The organism is Dyella halodurans, from assembly GCF_026283925.1.
Classification (GTDB): Bacteria; Pseudomonadota; Gammaproteobacteria; order Xanthomonadales; family Rhodanobacteraceae; genus Dyella; species Dyella halodurans.
Genome location: NZ_JAPDPF010000008.1, coordinates 75,171 through 94,141, shown reverse-complemented (window position 1 = coordinate 94,141; position 18,971 = coordinate 75,171). Strand labels below are relative to the sequence as shown.

15 protein-coding genes are annotated in these 18,971 nt (G+C 63.2%); 6 read left to right on the top strand and 9 right to left on the bottom strand.

The genetic code is table 11. The features are described from left to right. Positions 1 to 66 precede the first annotated feature (66 nt). Positions 67 to 1,059 (top strand): aldo/keto reductase, encoded by a 993-nt coding sequence (locus OUZ49_RS15995; RefSeq protein WP_266151550.1) that lies wholly within the window; start codon positions 67 to 69, stop codon positions 1,057 to 1,059. On the opposite strand, the gene OUZ49_RS15990 is transcribed toward OUZ49_RS15995, so the two are convergent. Continuing rightward, positions 1,060 to 1,233, bottom strand: a complete 174-nt coding sequence (locus OUZ49_RS15990) for a hypothetical protein (RefSeq protein WP_266151548.1) — start codon at positions 1,231 to 1,233, stop codon at positions 1,060 to 1,062. A 416-nt stretch (positions 1,234 to 1,649) separates the two neighbouring features. Between OUZ49_RS15990 and OUZ49_RS15985 the strand changes: the two genes are divergently transcribed. From OUZ49_RS15985 to OUZ49_RS15970, 4 genes are all read left to right on the top strand, one after another. After that, positions 1,650 to 2,078: a hypothetical protein gene (locus OUZ49_RS15985; RefSeq protein ID WP_266151546.1), complete on the top strand. Its 429-nt coding sequence runs from the start codon at positions 1,650 to 1,652 to the stop codon at positions 2,076 to 2,078. A gap of 665 nt (positions 2,079 to 2,743) precedes the next feature. Continuing rightward, positions 2,744 to 5,833 carry a TonB-dependent receptor gene (locus OUZ49_RS15980; RefSeq protein ID WP_380005346.1) on the top strand — a complete coding sequence of 1,030 codons (3,090 nt, stop codon included), beginning with the start codon at positions 2,744 to 2,746 and terminating at the stop codon, positions 5,831 to 5,833. Between the two features lie 32 nt (positions 5,834 to 5,865). Continuing rightward, complete coding sequence (locus tag OUZ49_RS15975; protein ID WP_266151543.1) at positions 5,866 to 8,076, top strand: beta propeller repeat protein; 2,211 nt, start codon at positions 5,866 to 5,868, stop codon at positions 8,074 to 8,076. A gap of 460 nt (positions 8,077 to 8,536) precedes the next feature. Next, the gene (locus OUZ49_RS15970) at positions 8,537 to 11,059 is read left to right on the top strand and encodes a glycoside hydrolase family 3 C-terminal domain-containing protein (RefSeq protein WP_266151541.1); all 2,523 of its coding nucleotides are present in this window, start codon (positions 8,537 to 8,539) and stop codon (positions 11,057 to 11,059) included. A gap of 55 nt (positions 11,060 to 11,114) precedes the next feature. On the opposite strand, the gene OUZ49_RS15965 is transcribed toward OUZ49_RS15970, so the two are convergent. The 4 genes from OUZ49_RS15965 to OUZ49_RS15950 all read right to left on the bottom strand — a co-directional run bounded on the left by OUZ49_RS15965 (position 11,115) and on the right by OUZ49_RS15950 (position 14,466). After that, positions 11,115 to 12,284, bottom strand: a complete 1,170-nt coding sequence (locus OUZ49_RS15965) for a XylR family transcriptional regulator (protein ID WP_266151540.1) — start codon at positions 12,282 to 12,284, stop codon at positions 11,115 to 11,117. A gap of 621 nt (positions 12,285 to 12,905) precedes the next feature. Then, positions 12,906 to 13,553, bottom strand: a complete 648-nt coding sequence (locus tag OUZ49_RS15960; RefSeq protein ID WP_266151538.1) for a hypothetical protein — start codon at positions 13,551 to 13,553, stop codon at positions 12,906 to 12,908. A 108-nt stretch (positions 13,554 to 13,661) separates the two neighbouring features. Then, the gene (locus tag OUZ49_RS15955; protein ID WP_266151537.1) at positions 13,662 to 14,033 is read right to left on the bottom strand and encodes a hypothetical protein; all 372 of its coding nucleotides are present in this window, start codon (positions 14,031 to 14,033) and stop codon (positions 13,662 to 13,664) included. Between the two features lie 31 nt (positions 14,034 to 14,064). Then, complete coding sequence (locus tag OUZ49_RS15950) at positions 14,065 to 14,466, bottom strand: hypothetical protein (RefSeq protein ID WP_266151536.1); 402 nt, start codon at positions 14,464 to 14,466, stop codon at positions 14,065 to 14,067. 330 nt (positions 14,467 to 14,796) lie between these two features. On the opposite strand from OUZ49_RS15950, the gene OUZ49_RS15945 reads away from it, so the two are divergent. Continuing rightward, positions 14,797 to 15,021: a hypothetical protein gene (locus OUZ49_RS15945; protein WP_266151535.1), complete on the top strand. Its 225-nt coding sequence runs from the start codon at positions 14,797 to 14,799 to the stop codon at positions 15,019 to 15,021. A gap of 29 nt (positions 15,022 to 15,050) precedes the next feature. Here OUZ49_RS15945 and OUZ49_RS15940 read toward each other — a convergent pair whose 3' ends face one another. From OUZ49_RS15940 to OUZ49_RS15925, 4 genes are all read right to left on the bottom strand, one after another. Then, on the bottom strand, positions 15,051 to 15,590 hold the full coding sequence (locus tag OUZ49_RS15940) for a MarR family winged helix-turn-helix transcriptional regulator (protein ID WP_266151534.1): 540 nt from the start codon (positions 15,588 to 15,590) through the stop codon (positions 15,051 to 15,053). A 150-nt stretch (positions 15,591 to 15,740) separates the two neighbouring features. Beyond that, positions 15,741 to 16,940: an HlyD/EmrA/EmrK family protein gene (locus tag OUZ49_RS15935; protein WP_266151532.1), complete on the bottom strand. Its 1,200-nt coding sequence runs from the start codon at positions 16,938 to 16,940 to the stop codon at positions 15,741 to 15,743. A gap of 10 nt (positions 16,941 to 16,950) precedes the next feature. Further along, positions 16,951 to 18,435: an efflux transporter outer membrane subunit gene (locus OUZ49_RS15930; RefSeq protein WP_266151530.1), complete on the bottom strand. Its 1,485-nt coding sequence runs from the start codon at positions 18,433 to 18,435 to the stop codon at positions 16,951 to 16,953. Between the two features lie 57 nt (positions 18,436 to 18,492). After that, a complete protein-coding gene (locus OUZ49_RS15925; protein WP_266151528.1) occupies positions 18,493 to 18,951 on the bottom strand; it encodes a MarR family winged helix-turn-helix transcriptional regulator in 459 nt (152 codons plus the stop codon). Between the last annotated feature and the right edge of the window lie 20 nt (positions 18,952 to 18,971).

Here is an 18,971-nt window from a genome sequence, read left to right as displayed (position 1 = left end):
TTGATCATTTATCAAAACGCCGTCATGCCTAATGATGCTCACCATCCCCCCACGCGAGCCTCCGCCATGCAAACACGACAATTAGGCAAGAATGGTCCTCTCGTATCCGCCCTCGGCCTCGGCTGCATGGGCATGAGCGAATTCTACGGAGCGCGCGATGACGCCGAATCCGTCGCCACCATCCATCATGCGCTGGAGCGTGGCGTCAACCTGCTCGATACCGCCGACGTCTACGGCCCCTTCACCAACGAGGTGTTGGTGGGCAAGGCCGTTCGCGACCGTCGCGACCAGGCCTTCATCGCCACCAAGTTCGGCATCGTGCGCGACCTCAATGATCCGTCCAGGCGCGGCGTCAACGGCAGCCCCGACTACGTGCGTGCCTCTTGCGACGCCAGCCTCAAGCGCCTGGGGCTGGATCATATCGACCTGTATTACCAGCACCGCGTGGATACGCGCGTACCGATCGAGGAAACCGTCGGCGCCATGGCTGACCTGGTAAAGGCAGGCAAGGTGCGCTACCTGGGCCTGTCCGAAGCCTCGGGCGCGACGCTGGAACGCGCCAGCAAGGTGCACCCCATCGCCGCGCTGCAGGTGGAGTACTCGCTATGGACGCGCGACCCGGAGCAAAACGGCATGCTCGACGCCTGCCGCCGCCTGGGCGTGAGCCTGGTCGCGTATTCCCCGCTGGGCCGCGGCTTCCTCACCGGCGCCTTTGCCAGCCCCAACGACTTCGCCGAGGACGACTACCGCCGCCACTCGCCGCGTTTCCAGGGCGAAAACTTTGTGCGCAACCTGCAACTGGTGGACGAGGTGAAGGCGCTCGCCGCGAACAAGGGCTGCACGCCCGCGCAGCTGGCGCTGGCCTGGGTGCTGGCGCAGGACAAGGACCTGATCGGCATTCCCGGCACCAAACGCCGCGACCGCCTGGATGAAAACCTTGCTGCGCTCGAGGTCACGCTCAATGCAGCAGAATTGCGCGCGATCGACGCCGTCTTTCCACTCGATGCTGCGGCCGGCACGCGCTACCACGAAGCGATGATGCACATGGTCAACGTTTGATCAGCCCTTTGAAGCCCATCTCGCCGTCACGCTGATCGTGGCGGCGAGAAAACCGGCGATGCCGACCATGGTGGCGCGCCGGCATGGCTCCGCCCGATCGCCGGGCGCCAAAAGCCGCTTCCAGAAGATCTCATTCGCCTGCCTGATGGGCGTAGTGCTGGTGCCGATCGTCATCCCTTGGGGCTGCGTCGGCCAGCGTTATCTCCGGTCCGCTGGAGACCCTTGGCGTCATCGAAAACCGCAACGGCCCTCGACATATCCCGCTGGTTCCTCCATCGAGAAGACGGCCTGGCGCTACTGATCCACGGCCTGCTGAAGTGGAGTGGAATGCGGGTGCTGGGGGGGGTGCTTTATCCGCGCACGGGCATGCCTGCTTGAAGGCGATGACGCGCGAAAGAATCCAGCAACATCACGCTGCCACTAGCCGGCTAATACGTGTAACGCGCGGCGCGGCACCGGGATACGTCTCGTGTTGCCAACGTCCGCGCTTGAAAGTATGCGGAAAATTTACGCTATCCATCAGCGCCAGCATGGTGTCTTTACGCTCGTGGGTCGCAGCATGGGACATTCGCCGACACCAGCGTACCGTCATGGCCATCATGATACTGCGGGGCCCCCACCTCGCCAGCCACACCTTCAATAGCGAGCTGCTGCGCAACCTCCAGCAACTGGCCCGCGAAGCGGGTCGTATCGTCGAAGTCTGTGCCTGCACCGGACTGCGCGAGTTCATTGCTGGCCTCCGCATGGCTCGCGCTCAAGCGCCGGAATTCATGCTGCTCGATCCCGGTGAGATTGCGCGGGAAGCCCTGAACCATCCTGAGGCGGGCCTGCACGACGCACTCGACGGGCTGACGGCGCCTTATATCGAAGTCCACGAAGACAGCGACACAGCCATGGGACCTGGACCGTACCAACGCGGTGCTCCCCTGGCGACCATCATCATCAACGGGGATCTATCGACCAGTTACCGAATTGCGCTGGGGATCGCCTTGCGGCAGCTGCGCACGCTCCCGTGCTGATGAAGGTCGACCTGTGGCCAGCGCCTTTCGACGAGATCGCGATATCGGCACGAATCGGCGATCTTGTCCGGGTCGGATCGAGGCGCGCATGACCTTTTCACCGTCGATCGACGTCATGGGTAATTCAAAGGCGCTGACGCGAGGCGTTGCTGGCGCTCGACCCGCCTTCGTGTAGGCCAAAACTTCAGCCGCCGTAAGTCACTATGCTTGCGCTCGCCTGAGCATCCCAAAGAGCAGTCCATAAGCCGGCCAGTTGCGAGCCATAGGTGGGCCCGGGCGGTGCTGCGGCGACCCAGACACGGGCGCCCCACGAAAATGCTCGAGCGGGGCGGCCACCATGGGGCCTGCCAACGCCCACGATGGGCCTCGCCAGTTTGACCCCGCAACGTGCCGAAGCGGAGCAATCGCATAAACGACCCCTCGGTTCAAACGCCTGATTGCGGCGACTGCAAACGAAGAATCATTAAAGACGGCCAGCAATTTCGTAATTGTTTATAGGCACTCCGTCCTATTCACTACACAAACGCCTGAGACCGGGTAATGGGGACCGCGTTGCAAGATCTTGCGGACCGGGCTTGTGTCGTGATGAAAAAAATAAGCCGACTGGCGCCTGCCGGCGGCGACATGTCACCTGTTGGGGGAGTGATTCATTAATGAAGAGCAAGATGCAAACTTCGGTGTTGCAGGACGGCCTGTATCTGTCTTCCGCCCTGTCGCTGTCCAGCCGTCGACTGACGGCCGCCGTCGCCCTGGGCCTGGCGCTCATGTACGCGCCGACCGTCACCTTGGCGCAGGACGCCAGCCAGACCACCGGCACCACGACGCAGGCGCCGGCCAAGCCGGATGCAAAAGCCGATGCGAAGGCCGATGCGAAGAAGAAGAAGGACGGCGAGCAGAAGGATGTCCAGAACCTCGACGGCGTGACGGTCACCGGCATACGCGCCAGCCTTGAGACGGCACAGTCGCTGAAGCAGAACGCGAGCCAGATCGTCGACTCTGTCACCGCGACGGACATGAACGCCCTGCCCGACCGCAGCGTAACCGAAACCCTGCAGCGCATCAGCGGCGTGACGGTGGATCACTTCCTTGCCGACAATGACCCGGACCATCCGTCGGCCGAAGGCAGCGGCGTACTGATTCGAGGCCTGCCCTACGTCGCCAGCCAGCTCAACGGCCGCGACAGTTTCTCGGCCAACAACGGCCGCGCGCTTGGCTTTGAGGACGTGCCGGCCGAACTGATGGCCGGCGTGGACGTATACAAGAATCCGTCGGCTGAAATCACCGAAGGCGGCATCGGCGGCACGGTGAACCTGCGCACGCGCATGCCGTTCGACAATCCGGGCCAGGTGGTCAGCTTCTCCACCGGTATCAACGAAGGCGACATGGCGAAGCTGACCAAGCCGTCGGCTTCGTTCCTGTACAGCGACCGCTGGAAGACCGAGGACCTCGGCGAAATCGGCGCGATTGTCGACGTGTCCTACTCGGAACTGGCGTCGCGCAACGACGGCATCCAGACCAACCCCTATGTCATGCGCCCCGATGCGACGGACACGTCGTATTACGCGCCGAACATCGCCGCCGGCTCGCCCACCAGCACCGTGTACGTACCCGGTGACATCAACTGGCTGGAAATGCAGATGCAGCGTCGCCGCATCGGCCTGTACGGCGCCTTGCAGTGGCGTCCGACCAACGACCTCGAGTTCACGTCGCAGTTCTTCCGCTCGGACTACAACCTGCAGTGGGACCAGCACAATGTGCAGACGAACGAGAGCGCCTACAACAACGTCCTGCCTGCACCGGGTACCGAGTTCAACTACAACAGCCAGGGCATCTTCCAGAGCGGCACCATGGCATCCGACGCATGGCGCGGCGCGTCGTCGATCGGTATTCCCAACGGTTACGTGAACTACTACACCGATAACCGCATCCAGACCCAGTTCACCCGCACCACGGACTGGTCGAACGGGATGAAGTACAACATCAACGATCACGTGCTGCTGACGGCCGACGTGCAGCTCGTCAAGTCCACCAGCGACATGACGGACTTCTCGGTGTTCGGCCAGTTCTACATGCCGCCGGCGAACGTGAGCGTGGTCGGTACGCCCAGCCTGACCCTGTCCGATCCCAGCTACCTGGCGAACAAGGACAACTATTACCTGGGCGCGGCGATGGACCACCTTGAAAAGGACTACGCCGAGCAGCGCACGATTCGCACGGACCTGGAATACAACTTCCAGGACAGCAGCTGGCTGCAGTTCTTCCGTGTCGGCGTACGTTTCACGGATCGCGATGCCGAAAGCAACAACACCAGCAGCGGCTACAACTGGGGCCCGATCAGTCAGATCTGGAAGACCTCCGGTTACACGTCGACGGGCCTGGACTGGTTCAACCAGATCCCGTCCTCGATGACCGAACAGTTCACGATGTCCAACTTCTACCGTGGCGCGAACCTGCCGAACACGCTGTGGTTCCCCAGCAATTCCCTGGTGAGCAACTACAGGGCGGCAATCCAGCAGCTATATGCGATCGAGGCTGCCGGTGGTTGGCAGGCACAGATCCCAGGGCTGGCCGGGGAAGACAATCATCTGAACGAAAAGACGCAGGCCGCCTACGCCTCGCTTTACTTTGGCAATGACACCGCGCTGGGCGTTCCCTTCGACGGCAACATCGGCCTGCGCTTCGTCAATACCGACGTGCGTTCCAATGGCTCCATCCAGTATCCCGCGGCAAGCAATATCAGCGGCAGCACCGCCAACCTGACGCCGGCACAGCTGGCCCTGTTCAGCGGCGCCTACGTGCCGATCGACGGCAAGGGCAGTTACCACAACCTGCTGCCCAGCCTGAACCTGCGCTTCAAGCTGACCGACGATCTGCAGCTGCGCCTGGCTGCGTCGAAGGCCATGACACGCCCGGATATCACCCAGCTCAACTCGTACATGAAGCTCGGCGCTTCGTGGGGTGGTCCGGCAGGCCAGGAACCGACCATCACCGGCTGGACTGCCAGCACCGGCGGCAATCCGAACCTGAAGCCGATGGAGGCCAACCAGTTCGACTCCGCGCTGGAATGGTACTTCGCGCCCACCGGCATGCTGTACACGACGGTGTTCTACAAGGAAATCAAGAACTACATCACCAACGAGATCACCACCGAGAACATCAGCGGCCAGGAGTTCGCGGTCACCGGTCCGCAGAACGCTGGTACGGGTCGCGTGAGGGGCGCCGAGGCAGGTTACTCGCAGTTCTTCGACTTCCTGCCCGGTGCGTGGAAGGGTCTGGGCTTCCAGGCCAACTACACCTACCTCAACAGCAGCAAGATCTCCGGCACCACCTCGTGTGATCCCGACCATGCCAACGGTTCGTGCGGCGCGAATTTCGTCGTCACCAACCCGCCGCTGCCGATGGCCGGCCTGTCCAAGAACAGCTACAACCTGATCGGCATGTACGAGTACAGCAAGTGGTCGGCACGCGTGGCCTGGTCGTGGCGCAGCCGCTACCTGATCACGGCGGAGGATTCGGGTGACACCTACCTGCCGATGTGGAACGATTCGGCCGGTACGCTCGACGCCTCGGTGTTCTACAAGATCAACAAGAATCTGCAGATCGGCTTGCAGATGAACAACCTCACCAACACCACCACGCGCGTGCTGATGGGTCCCTCCACCTATGTCAATGGCACGGTGGATCCGAACCTGTACACCCGCGCGATCTTCCAGAACGACCGTCGTTACGAGCTCGTGTTCCGCGGCACGTTCTAATGCTCGTTAAGGCCAAAAAGGCAAGCCACTGGATGCTTGCCTCTCTGCTCATCGCCGCTTGCATGCTTGCGCATGCAAGCGGCGATGCCGTTTCATACCGCTACGCCAACGTACGCATGGGCGGCGGCGGCTTCGTCAGCGGCCTGCTTTACCATCCCGCCGCCGATGGCCTGCTCTACGCGCGTACCGATGTCGGCGGCGCCTATCGCTGGGACCAGGGAAGTGCGCAGTGGACGCCACTGCAGGACTGGCTAGCCGCTGCCGACAACAATCTCTACGGCGTGGACAGCCTCGCCGTCGATCCGCGCGACGCCAAGCGCCTCTACCTGCTGACCGGCACTTATACCCACCCTGGCGCCGGCAACGGCGCGGTACTGATTTCCAACGATCGCGGCGCCCATTTCAAGCGCAGCGACCTGCCGTTCCCGATGGGCGGCAACGAGCAAGGCCGCAACAATGGCGAACGCCTCGCGGTCGATCCCAACGACGGTCGCATTCTGTTCCTCGGTTCGCGCACCGCCGGCCTGTGGCGCAGCGCGGACCATGGCGCGCATTGGACGAAGGTCGACGGCTTCCCGTCTGTCGCCACCAGCGCCAGCACCAACGCGGCCCACGGCTCGCGCACGCAGCCGGTCGGCATCGTGTTCGTCGTGTTTGATCCCACCAGCGGCACGCCCGGGCATCCCAGCCGCAGCCTGTACGCCGGTGTTTCCACCCAGGACACCAGCCTTTATCACTCCAACGACGGCGGCCAGAGCTGGAGCGCCGTCGAAGGTCAGCCCGCGGGCCTGCGCCCGCATCACATGCTGCGCGCCGGCGATGGCGCCTATTACCTCACCTACGGCGACGAGCCCGGCCCGGACAGCGTGCACGACGGCGCGGTGTGGAAATTCACCCCGGCGAACGGCAAGTGGCTCGACATCACGCCACTGCCGCGCAAGGCCGGCCACCCCAGTGGTTATGGCTGGGACGGCATCGCAGTGGATGCCAGCAACCCGCAAGTGCTGATGACCTCCACCTTCGCGCATTACACGCCCAAGGACCTGCTGTTCCGCAGCACCGACGGCGGCCAGCATTGGCAGGAAGTGTTCGCGCACTCGCAGTTCGATACCGAGCATCCAGTGTGGCTGCCGGAACACACGCCGCACTGGATTGCCTCGATCGCCATCGACCCGCATGATGCCGATCGCGCATGGTTCGTCACCGGCTACGGCGTATGGGCAACCAACGACCTGGGCCAGCTCGACCATGGCGGCACGGTGCACTGGCAGTTCCTCGACCAAGGTCTGGAGGAGATCGTCCCCAAGGCCATCATCAGCCCCTCCACCGGCGCCCATCTGATCAGCGTGATGTATGACCTGGACGGGTACCGCCATGACGATCTCGACGTGGCGTCCCCGCAATTCGCCTCGCCGCCGCGCTACACGGATGCCGACGACGTGGACTTCGCGGGCGGCAAGCCCGATGTGATCGTACGCAGCGGCTGGCTGCGCAAGCCGTTTACCCCGACCGTCCGCGCGGCCTATTCCACCGACGGCGGCAGCCACTGGCAGACCTTCGCCAGCGAACCCGCCAACATGGAAGGTGTCGGCGGCGGCAGCATCGCCATCGCGGCGGACGCGGGACACGTGCTGTGGTTCCCGCGCGAAGCGAGCCACGGCTATGTCACCAACGACTTCGGCCAGCACTGGCAGGTGATTGAAGGCTTGGAGGGCCATCTGCGCGTGGTCGCTGATCGCCTCGACCCGCAACGCTTCTACGCCGTCGATGCCGAGCGCAAGGCACTATTCGCCAGCCACGATGGCGGCGCGCACTTTCAGCCGATCCAGGGCGACCTCGGCGCGTTCGCCAGCGCGGCCACGCATCTGCACCTGCAAGCCTCGCCCGATGCCGCCGGCCAGCTGTATGTGTCCAGCCACGAGGGACTGGTGCTCGGCAATGAGGCCGGCGCGCGGCTGAACAGCGCTCGCCAGCTGGGCAGCGTGGACGTCCTAGGTTTTGGCAAGCCGGCGCCCGGTCAAACGCAGGCCACGCTGTATGCGGCCGGCAAGCGCGATGGCGAGCAGGGCATCTTCCGTTCCATCGATGGCGGACAGCACTGGCAACGCATCGACGACGACGCCCACCGCTATGGCGAGATAAGCATGATCACCGGCGATCCACGATTCTTTGGCCGGGTTTATTTCGGCACCAGCGGTCGCGGTGTCATTTACGGCGATCCAGTCGAAGGCGGGAGACCGTGAGAGCGTGAGACCGCAAGCGTCAGTTGTCTGCGGTCCCCTTCAAGAGTCGTCATCCCGTTCCCTCACCGTCATCCTGGCTCCCTCACGGTCATCCCGGCTCCCTCACCGTCATCCCCGCGAAAGCGGGACAAGCGCGCAGCGCGCAGAACGCCCGTAGGGCGGCCCCAAAGGGGCGAGCGCAGCGAGTCATCCAGCGACTTTCGCTCTTGCGCCTGTTTGAACGAAAAGCCAAAGGCACTGGATCCCCGCTTTCGCGGGGATGACGGTGAGGCAATTCGGATGAGTGTGAGGCCATGGAGCTGACGATGAGGCCATGGGGATGACGCTGTGGGAGCGGGAATGTAAGTGAGGGGCCAGGCATCGGTAGCCGCAATGCCTTAACCACGTAATCGTGGCAGCCGCTCTTCAGCATGTTCGAACAAGACAGCACCACCTTCCACCCCTCATTGAAAGGCATTCCATGCGCAAGTCCTGGCTGAAACCCGCCCTGTTGTCGTTGAGCCTTGCGCTGCTCGTGCAGCCGCTCGCCTACGCAGGTGTAACTCCGGCACCGGACAACGCTGCCATCGAACACCGGGTGGATGACCTGCTGGCGAAACTCTCGCTCGAACAGAAGCTGCAGCTGCTCGGCGGCAAGGACAATTTCTACACCATCGCCCAGCCAGGCATCGGGCTGCCGCCGCTGAAGATGTCTGATGGTCCGTATGGCGTGCGCGTGTTTGGTCCATCCACCGCCTATGCCGCCGGCATCGGCCTGGCCGCAGCGTGGGACCCGGCGCTGGCTGAGCGCGTGGGTGAGGCCATGGGCCGCGATGCACGAGCCCGCGGCGTGCACTTCATTCTTGGCCCCGGCGTGAACATGTATCGCTCGCCGCTCAACGGCCGCAACATGGAATATTTTGGCGAGGATCCGTGGCTGTCCGGCAACACCGCCGTCGGCCTCATCGACGGCATCCAGAGCCAGGGCGTGGTCGCGACCGTCAAGCACTACGCGGCCAACAACTCCGAATACGACCGCCGCCACGTCGACAGCCTGATCGACGAACGCAGCTTGCACGAGATCTACCTGCCGGCGTTCGAGATGGCCGTGCGGCAAGGCCACGTCGGCGCCGTGATGAGCAGCTACAACCTGCTCAATCATGACTACACCTCCGAAAGCCAGCCGCTGCTCACCGATATCCTGAAGCGGCAATGGGGCTTCGATGGCCTGCTGATGTCCGACTGGGGCGCGGTGCACGATGGAACGAAGGCGTTCAAGGCCGGGCTGGACCTGGAAATGCCCAATGCCGAATTCATGAATGCCGGCCTGATCACGGCCGGTCTCAAGGACGGGACGCTGGCGCAAGCCGAACTCGACGACAAGATCCGCCGCATCCTGCGCACGGCCGTGCGCTTCGGCTTTCTTGATCGCGACCAGACCATCTCCACTTTGCCGGCAGACAGCAGCGAGAACGCCAAGGTCGCGCTGCAGGGAGCGCTGGAAAGCCTCACGCTGCTGAAAAACGAGCGCCATGTGCTGCCGCTCGACGCCGCCACCGTCAAGACCGTCGCGGTGATCGGGCCCGATGCCGCGCCGGCCATTGCCAGCGCGGGCGGCAGCTCGCACGTGGACACGTTCCATGCACAAAGCATCCTCGATGGCATCCGGCAGCTGCTGGGCGACAAGGTCACGGTGCTGTACACCCGCGGCTTGCCCGCGCCGATGGACGTGTTCAAGCAGGGCCACTTCACCGGCCCGCAGGGCGAAGCCGGCCTGCGCAAGGAGGTGTTCGCCAACAACGCGTTCGCCGGCACGCCGGTCAGCAGCATCGATGCACACGTGGACCAGTGGAAGTCGGAGCTGTGGACCAGCCCGGCCAAGCAGCGCCAGAGCATTCGCTGGAGCGGCCACTTCACGCCGACGCACGATGGCAAGTACCTGTTCCTCACCGCCGCGGCCAGCGAGGATACCTACACGCTCTACGTCAACGGCAAGCCGGCCATCGAGCAGCCGCATCGCGAAGGTCAGGCACCGCGCTATACCACGCTGGCACTGCACGCCAACCAGCCCGTGACGATCCGCCTCGACTACAAGCCCGACGTCGATTACAGCCGCATGGGATTCGGCGTGGTCGCCGTCGACGAGCTGATTTCAGCCGACGCAAGAAGCATGGCGAAGCAGGCCGATGCAGCCATCGTTGCCGTTGGCTTCGATCCCACTTCGGAGAGTGAAGCCTTCGATCGCAGCTACGATTTGCCGTGGGGCCAGGAAGCGCTCATCGACGCGGTGGCGGCCGCCAATCCGAAAACCGTGGTGACGGTGACATCCGGCGGCGGCTATTCGACCGAACGCTGGCTGGACCACGTCCCTGCCCTGCTGCAGACCTGGTACCCAGGCCAGGAGGGCGGCACCGCGATCGCCCAGGTGCTGTTCGGCCAGCATTCGCCGGAAGGCAAGCTGCCGATCAGCTTCGAGCACGATGTCGCGAACAATCCCGCGCACGCCACGTACGAACCCGCGTCCTTCACGTTCGGCCAGCCCTTCGACGTGACGTATCGCGAAGGCGTATTCCTCGGCTACCGGTGGTACACCAGTCATCCGGAGCAGACACAGCCGCTGTTCGCCTTCGGCCATGGCCTCTCGTATAGCAGCTTCGCCTTTTCCCACCTCAGCGTGGGCAAGCCGGACGCGCAGGACAACGTCAGCGTGGCGTTCGACCTCACCAACACCGGCCAGCTCGAGGCCGCCGATGTCGCGCAGTTGTACGTGGGCGACCCGTCCGCCAGGGTGGCGCGGCCGGCGCGCGAACTGAAGGCTTTCCAGAAAGTGCGGCTGGCACCTGGCGGCACCCAGCATGTCACGCTGAAGCTCGATCGACGCTCGTTCGCGTATTACGACGTGGCGACGCACGCGTGGAAGATCGACCCGGGCAGCTTCAAGCTCTACGTAGGCGATGCCTCGGACAACACCCCGCTGACAGCGGAGCTGTCGCTGGCACCATGACTTGAGATTGGAACGCGGGGCGGGCCAGCCACTGGCTCGCCCAGGCGCACGTGTTTCACGACGCCCGCAACTGTTCCAGATACTGCTTCGGCGTGCAGTTGAACTCGCGGCGGAACACCGCGTACATGTACTGCAACGAGGTAAACCCGCTGCGCACCGCCACATCGGACAGTGAAACCAACGGATTGGCCAGCATGTGCCGCGCGGTTTCCAGCTTGTGGTCCAGGATGACCTGGTGCACGGACTTCTTCAGCTCCCGCTTGAAGTGTTCCTCCAGCGAGGTGCGCGAAATACCGGCATAGCAGGCCACTTGTTCGGTCTTGATGCCCATGCAGGCGTATTGACGGATGTAGTGCCGCGCGCGCATCACGTGCGGGCTACGAATGCACTGGTACTGGCTGCTGGCCTGCACATTGATGCCCGCCGGCGGCACCAGCACGCGGGTGGCGGAGTAGTCGCCGCCATGCAGCATCTGGTGCAGCAATTGCGCCGCGGTGCGCCCCATTTCTTCCGCGCCCTGGATCACCGAGCTGAGCCGGATGCAGCTGAGCATCTGCACGATGGGATCATTGTCGATGCCGACGATGGCTACCTGCTCCGGCACCGGCACGTCGGCCACGATGCAGGCCTGTAGCAGCTGCCGCGCGCGGGCATCGGTGGCGGCGATGATACCGATCGGCTTGGGCAGCGATCCCACCCATTCGGCGACCTCTTCCTGGGCCCGGCCCCAGCCGCCGGCGCTGGTCGGGGAGCCGTGGTAGACAAAGCCTTCCAGGCCGTCCGCAGCGGCGAGGCGACGGAACCACATCTCCCGTTCGTGCGCCCAACGGTTGTCCGGCGAAGGCGGTTTGCCGAAGAAGGCGAAGCGCTGCAGGCCGTGCTCGATCAGTTGATCGTAGGCCAGTTGCACCAGCTTCTGATTGTCGGTGGCGACGTAGGGAATGCCGGCCGGATAATGCGATTCGTCGGCGTACGAGCCACCTACGGCCACCACGGGAATGGACAGGGCAGACGCTGCCTCGGCCACCATCGGATCGTCGAAATCGGCAATGATGCCGTCCCCACGCCACTGGCGAATGCCGACCGTGCGGCTGCGGAAGTCCTCTTCCATGAACAGGTCCCACTTCACGCGGGTGCACGTGATGTATTGCCCGATACCGGCGATGACCTGTCGGTCATAAACCTTGTTGGCATTGAAGAGCAGTGCGATGCGATGTGGTGACATAGGGACCGTTACATAAGCAACCTGATAACAACGAGTATTACCCTCCAAAACGTAACGGATTAATCGACCAGCGACACGCTGCGGCGCATCAACGAAAATAGGTCGGAAGTCCTATTGATATATCTACTTTCTGGCCCGCCGCGATTCGCGCGACCACAGGCCGCATTAACCTTCGCGGCTAGCGAAAGGCGAGGCAAATCGCGAAAGGGTTTGGAACGACTATTTCGGAATATTCCTATCCGGCAACGTTTGCGTTGCGCGGTGGCCGCGTCTGTTTTCTGACTGGACGGCCCCTGCCCGTCCTGGCGGGATTGGGAATGGGCAACTTAGGCAGGAATATGCCCGCCCCAACGGAAACGCGGCGCCAAGGTTGGGGGAGCGCTTTTAAATGGCCGCTTTTCAGTCAACGCCATTATTGACGTACGGCCACCAAGTAAACGCTCGCATTAGAGGCATGGCAGGACCGCGCATCCCTGTGTTCCACCAGCGACGGGCGAAAAGAGCATCTCTCTCAGCCATCGCCATCTTGATTTGGATTTTCCCGGCGATTGGCCGTGCTGGTCCAGCCGCCCCGAAAGCGCTCGATCTGCGCATCGCTACGGATCGACTCGTGCCTTGGCATCAGCACTGGCTTGTAACCGCGATCCAGGCTGACAGGCAGGCAAGCTTCTGCTCCTGCCGCCAGGGCTTCCCCATGGGCGCGCCCATCGCCTTCAGTCGGCTAGCGATTTCCGTCGATGGCATGCCGAGCGTCCGGCTGGCGAGATCAGGCAGCGATTTCTCGTCCAACTCCGCCATCTCGATAGCGCATTGATGGCATGCGAAGCGAAGCGCGTCGCGCACGGCAAGGCCTTCGGCCACCGGAACGTGCTCCGACCAGGCCAGACTGTACTCGAGGAGGTCGCTGACCCAACCTGCACGATTGACGAGCAAGGCAGCGACGGCCGGCTTGCACCCCGCGGCCTCCAGCTGAGCGATGATCGCGTGCAGACCGGTCATGGCCAGTTGCTCTTGGCGCCTGCGCCCCTCTGCGACGACCGCCGCCGCCTCGGCGCTGGCCCCGCCCTGAGGCCCGCGTGCCATCTCGGCTGCGACGCGGTAGGGTTCACAGGAAAGCCGATCGCCGTCGATACAGGTGTCGATTAGGGTGGCGACGACGACGCGAGGCTCGCCCTTGTCCAGGGCGACGCCGACGACCACGGCACCGCCCTTGTGCGCGCGCAAGCCAAGGGCGGCCATGGGCCTTGAGCGATTCTGCAAGCGTGACATCGGCGCCTCCCGCAGACCTGGCTGGATAGGAGCATGCGCATTTTCGCAGAATCGCAGGGCTCTCCGCTGCAACGGAAGCGCCGATTGGCGCCCTCGTCGACGATGTCTCTACGGTGCAGTGGTTTTATCGAGGAAGCGAATTCCGGTTGCGGACAGGTTGTAGATGCGCGTCTCCAGGTAGCTGGAGTGCTTCTCCTCGATGTCGATGACAGCGTCGGCGCCCGATAGGCATGCCTGCTTTTTCAGCTCGCCTCTTGCCGATAAAAAGTCAGAAGGCACGAAGAAGGTCTTCTCGAGATGAACGTTCAGTTGTGAGATTGCCGTGTAGGGCCTGGCTGGTGGCTGATCCTTGAATACCGCGACGTCACAATCCGGTGGCCGTGCGGGACTGCGCTCGTTCAACGGCCGAAAGTTTCCCGTCGTCGCCATGCAGCCACAAAGGCTCGATGCGAGGAAGACCACCCACGCTATTCTTTTCATGATCTCCCCCGCACCGCCTGGCTAGATGTGACTATTGATGCGAGCCGATGCTCTTATCCATCTCGGCAATGATTTCCTTGTCCCAGTTCTTCTGGCCAGCGATGCCTGCAAGCGACTTGGCCGTGCTGACCTTGACGGCCGTTTTATCGCTCCCCAGCGACGACAGCCAGACGCCCGCGGACTCGCCACCCGATCCGACCACCAGGCCAACCTTGTGTGGTCGGGCACCTTCCACATACTCCGCATCGGACTTGCTGACCACGAAGCCGTTGGCCACCAAGGCGTCAACGGCTGCCTTCTGGACCGTCGTTTCTGGCTTGTTGTAGACGATGCCCGGTGCAGCGTCTCCGGGCTTCGTTGGCGTCGCCGAACAGCCAGCAAGAACGAGCATGCAAACCGCGGTCACGAACTTCCCTGATACCTTCTTCATCACGAACGACTCCCCCTGTTGAGTTGACGAGACAAATCCCGGCTTGCCACCGGTCACGCACGCAAACAGGCCGCCACACGGCGGTAGCGGCACGGCTAGCTGGTAAATCCCCCTTCGGCGGGGCTGTCTCCGACGGGCCCGCGCTACCGCATCTTATCGAAGTCTGATGAAGAGCAAATAGGCGGTATGCCGCATTTGGGTGACCCATGGTTCCGCGCAGCATGCCGGCGGAGCCACGTTTGCCGTGGAAGGCCGGTGTGCGGGTACCTGTAATAATGTGGTGACTGCGATCCTCGGGCTGATACCAGCCCCTGGCGGGCAACGCGGCGACCCATGTCCCGACAGTCGCACAACGATCCCCCGAGCATGCCCCACCCGGGCGAGCCACCGTACGAGCGGCTGGCCCGTGCCTTGCCGCTATCGGGCATACCCGGACAGGCCTATGCCGAGCGGCGGCGGATTCTGCTGGCTCTCGCCGAAGCCGCCTGGATGCGCTACGACCCTGACTGGAATGGGCGGCCCGCCATACTGATGGGCACGCACGACCCGCACTGGTGACGGCGTATCCGGGCGCTTCACGCCCAGGGCTACACCTCATCACCGAGCCATGCCTCACCAGCCGCGAGCGACACAAACTGTTCGAGCGATGGACCAAGATCCTCGATAGCGTTGAGTTGGGAAGACTGAGTGAACTCGTTCAACGAGGCCAGCAGCTCACGGGCGGCACTCTTGCCCTCCTCGGTAAGCGTAAGGTGGACTTGCCGGCGATCCGTTGACGAGCGATGCCGGCGCGCCAGACCCTGGCGTGCCAGGTCATCGATCAATCTCGTCAAATGCGATGCAGCAATCTTCGTGTCGGACTTCAGGTCCGCCTGCTTGCACGTCGGCGCCATGGAAAGGCGAACGAGCACGAGCCAATGCGACATCGTCAGTTGTTCATTCGCCGCAGTAGCAAGATGCACCCACTTTTCCATCACCTGGCTCGCGCGCCTCAGCGATCGGGCGACCTCCGCGACCTTGTAGATGGTATCTGCCGCCATTTGCGCGCGCCCGTGCGCTGATGTGTCCGGCGCAACCATCACTTGCCTCGTTTGCCGTCGACCGCTATGCGTCGCGTACTTGTTCATGCTTGCTCCACGCAGAGGTGGTTGGCGTAAGTGCCGAAGCTGGAGGCGCCGCCGGCGAGGAGTTCACCCTGCCGCGGCGCATGGCCTGACTGACGTGGAAATTCACGCATACGTCAGTCAAGTCGTCGACGCATCACCAGCCTCGTTCGCTCACTCGCGTACCAATTTCGCATCGCTGGCCATGTTCCTGTGAATAAGCTGCGCCACTTGTTCGTCAGCGTGTGCCAGCTGCTGCTCATAGATGTCCGTACTGAAAGCCGGCCGCGTGGGTGCCTTCTGGGCAAGCATCGGTCCACTCTTGTCGTGCAAGTCCACCCTGGTGTTCAAGGACATGCCGACGCGCAGCGGATGCTGGTCGAGCTGACCAGGGTTGGTGAACACCACGCGCACCGGCATGCGCTGCACGATCTTGATCCAGTTGCCGGTAGCGTTCTGGGCCGGCAACAGGGAGAAGGCGCCACCCGTCCCCACGCCGAGCTCCAGCACCTTGCCGTCGTACTTGACCGCGTGACCATAGATGTCGGAAGTCACTTCCACCGGCTGCCCGATGCGCATATGGGTGAGCTGCGTTTCCTTGAAGTTGGCGTCGATCCATACCTCATGCAGCGGCACGACCGCCATCAAGGCTGCGCCAGGCTGAACGCGTTGGCCGACCTGCACGCTGCGCTTGGCGACGTAGCCCGTTACCGGCGCCACCATGGTCGTGCGAACTTCAGTGAGATAAGCGGCGCGATATTGAGCGACGGCGGCTTTGACGTCGGGATGCGACGTGACGATGGTATCGTCCACCAGCACCTTATTGGTCTGAAGTTGCTGTTCGGCCGTCGTCAGCGAGCTCTCGGCGACGGTCAGGGCATCCTTGGCGTGCGAGAGCTCTTCCGCCGAGATCGCACCCGAGTTGGCCAGGCTGACGCGACGTGCATAGTCGTCCTTTGCCTTTTGTACCGCCGTCTGGCGTACCGCCACATCGGCCTGCGCGCCCGACACCGTGCTGTACAGGCCACGCACCTTGCGCACCGTGTTGGCCAGATTGGCGGCGGCATTTTCCAAGGCGACATCCGCATCGGCCTTGTCGAGCGTGACCAACACGTCGCCCTGCTTCACGAAGTCGCCGTCATCGGCACCAATACTGACGACGGTACCGGTTATCTGCGGCGTGATTTGCACGATATTGCCGTTGACATAGGCGTCGTCGGTAGCTTCGTACCAACGACTCTCCAGCGCGAACCAGGCAACAAAACCGATGGCACCCACCACGACAGCGGTACCCAGGATGCGAAGCATGAAGCGACGGCCAGGCTTCCTGGCTTGGGCGGCTTCATTAGGAGCCGAAGAAATTTGTGTTGGCATGATGGCTGACTCAGGAGCGATGATGAATGAGGGAAGACGAGTTCGCATCGGCGGCGACAGTCGACACGTCGGGAGCGGGCTGGCCAGGGCGGAAGCCGCCACCAAGCGCCCGAATGATTTGCACGGAGTAATCGGTCTGCTCCGCATGCAGCGTGGCCATGCGATCCTGGGCGACCAGTAGTTGCTGGCGCACGACGAGGGCTTCCAGGTAGCTGCCAACGCCAGCCTTGTAGCGCTGCTCGGCCAGCGTCCAGGCATCGCTGGCCGCGTCGAGTGCACGCTGCTGCGCGTCGGTTTGCACCTGCAACGAGGCGAGTGCGTTGTTGTCGTCGCACACCTCGTTGACTGCGCGCACGAGCGTTTCGTTGTACTGCGCCACGGCCAGATCGTATTGCGCATCCTTGCTGTTCAGGTCTGCACGGCGGCGACCACCATCAAAGATGGGCAGGCTGATCGCCGGTCCCGCATCGTAGAAGCGGGACTTCGCTTGAAAGAGATTGCCGCCCCCAAGTGCGATCAGGCCAGCCATCGCGCTGATGTTGACGTTGGGAAGAAACTGGGTCTTGGCGGCGTCGATGTCCTTGCCGGCTGCCTCCACGCGCCACCGTGCGGCGACGAGGTCGGGGCGATGTCCCAGCAGTTCGACCGGCAGATTGGAGGGCACGCTCACGGCCGTGGGTGGCAACAGCTGGGGGCGGGTGATCGTCAGGCCGCGATCGGGTCCCTTGCCCAGGAGCACCGACAGAGCGGACCGCGCCGCATCGATCGCGCGATCCGCTTGCGCCTTTCTACCTTGTGCACTGGCAACTTCCGCATCGCTCTGCTTGAGCTGCACCTGGCTATCGAGGCCGGCGGCAACACGTCGTTGCGTCAGCTCGCGTACGTCGGTGGCCCGCGCGAGCTCCGCCGATGCGACATCCTGTTGCGTGTAGGCGTAACCGAGCTGCACATAAGCGCGCGCGACATTCGTGGACAGCTCGATACGCGCGGCATGTGCGTCGACTTCCACCGAGCGCTGTACACCGAGCGCAGCCTCCCATGCCGCGCGTTCGCCACCCCAAAGATCCAGATCCCATTTGAAGCTGGCGGTGACATTCTTGGCGGTAATGTTATGACCCTTGCCTATGGGTGGCAGCGTGGTTGGCAGGCGAACCTCGCTGACGCTTCCCGCTAGATCGACCTCCGGCTTGCGCTCGGCGTCGGCCCTCGACGCCTCTGACTGCGCCTGGCGTGCGCGCGCGTCGGCTTGCGCGAGACTGGGGTTGTCATGCAAGGCCTCGGCAATCAGGGCATCGAGCTGGCCGTCGCCAAGGGAGGTCCACCAGTCCGCTTCAGGCCAGGCGGCAGGTGACACCTTGACGTCCGCGAGCGTGCGCTCAACCGCGAGCGAGCCCGGGTCGATGGGACTGCCGTCCGGATGCAGGCCGCCGGTGCTGGCACAGCCTGCCAGGGCCAGGGCCATTCCGACCGCTGCTGCAACGAGCTGAACACGCATGATCTTGGTCTCAGTAAGTGGGGGATTGGTCGGCAGGGGTGCGCGGGCGTTTCGCCCTTAGGAACGCTCGCGCCGGGTTTCGTCATCAATGAACTTGCCAAGCAGGCGCAGCAGTTCCGCGAATTCGGCCGTGCTGAAGTTCCTCAGGCGCCGGTTGAAGACTGGCAGCGCGATATCTGGAATCGCGGCGGCAATCGCCTCGCCTTTGCTGGTCAGCTTCAAATCGACGACACGGCGATCCGTGTTGCTGCGGGAACGCGTGAGCAGTCCCTTTGCCTCTAGTTTGTCCAGCATCCGCGTCATCAGTCCGGTATCGATGCTGAGATGCTTCGACATCCCGAACGGCGTGGTGGCAATGCCACGACTGAGCCAATGGATGATGCCCATCTGCTGATTGGTGATATCGAGCTGCTTGACGGCCGCATCCATATCCGCGGTCAGCATGTTGCGCGCCTTCGTCAACATGAAGCCGATGCTGCGTGTCGCTGCAAAGGTTTTCTTTGTGTAATGTTCCACGTCGAGTTCCTCGGGGCCGT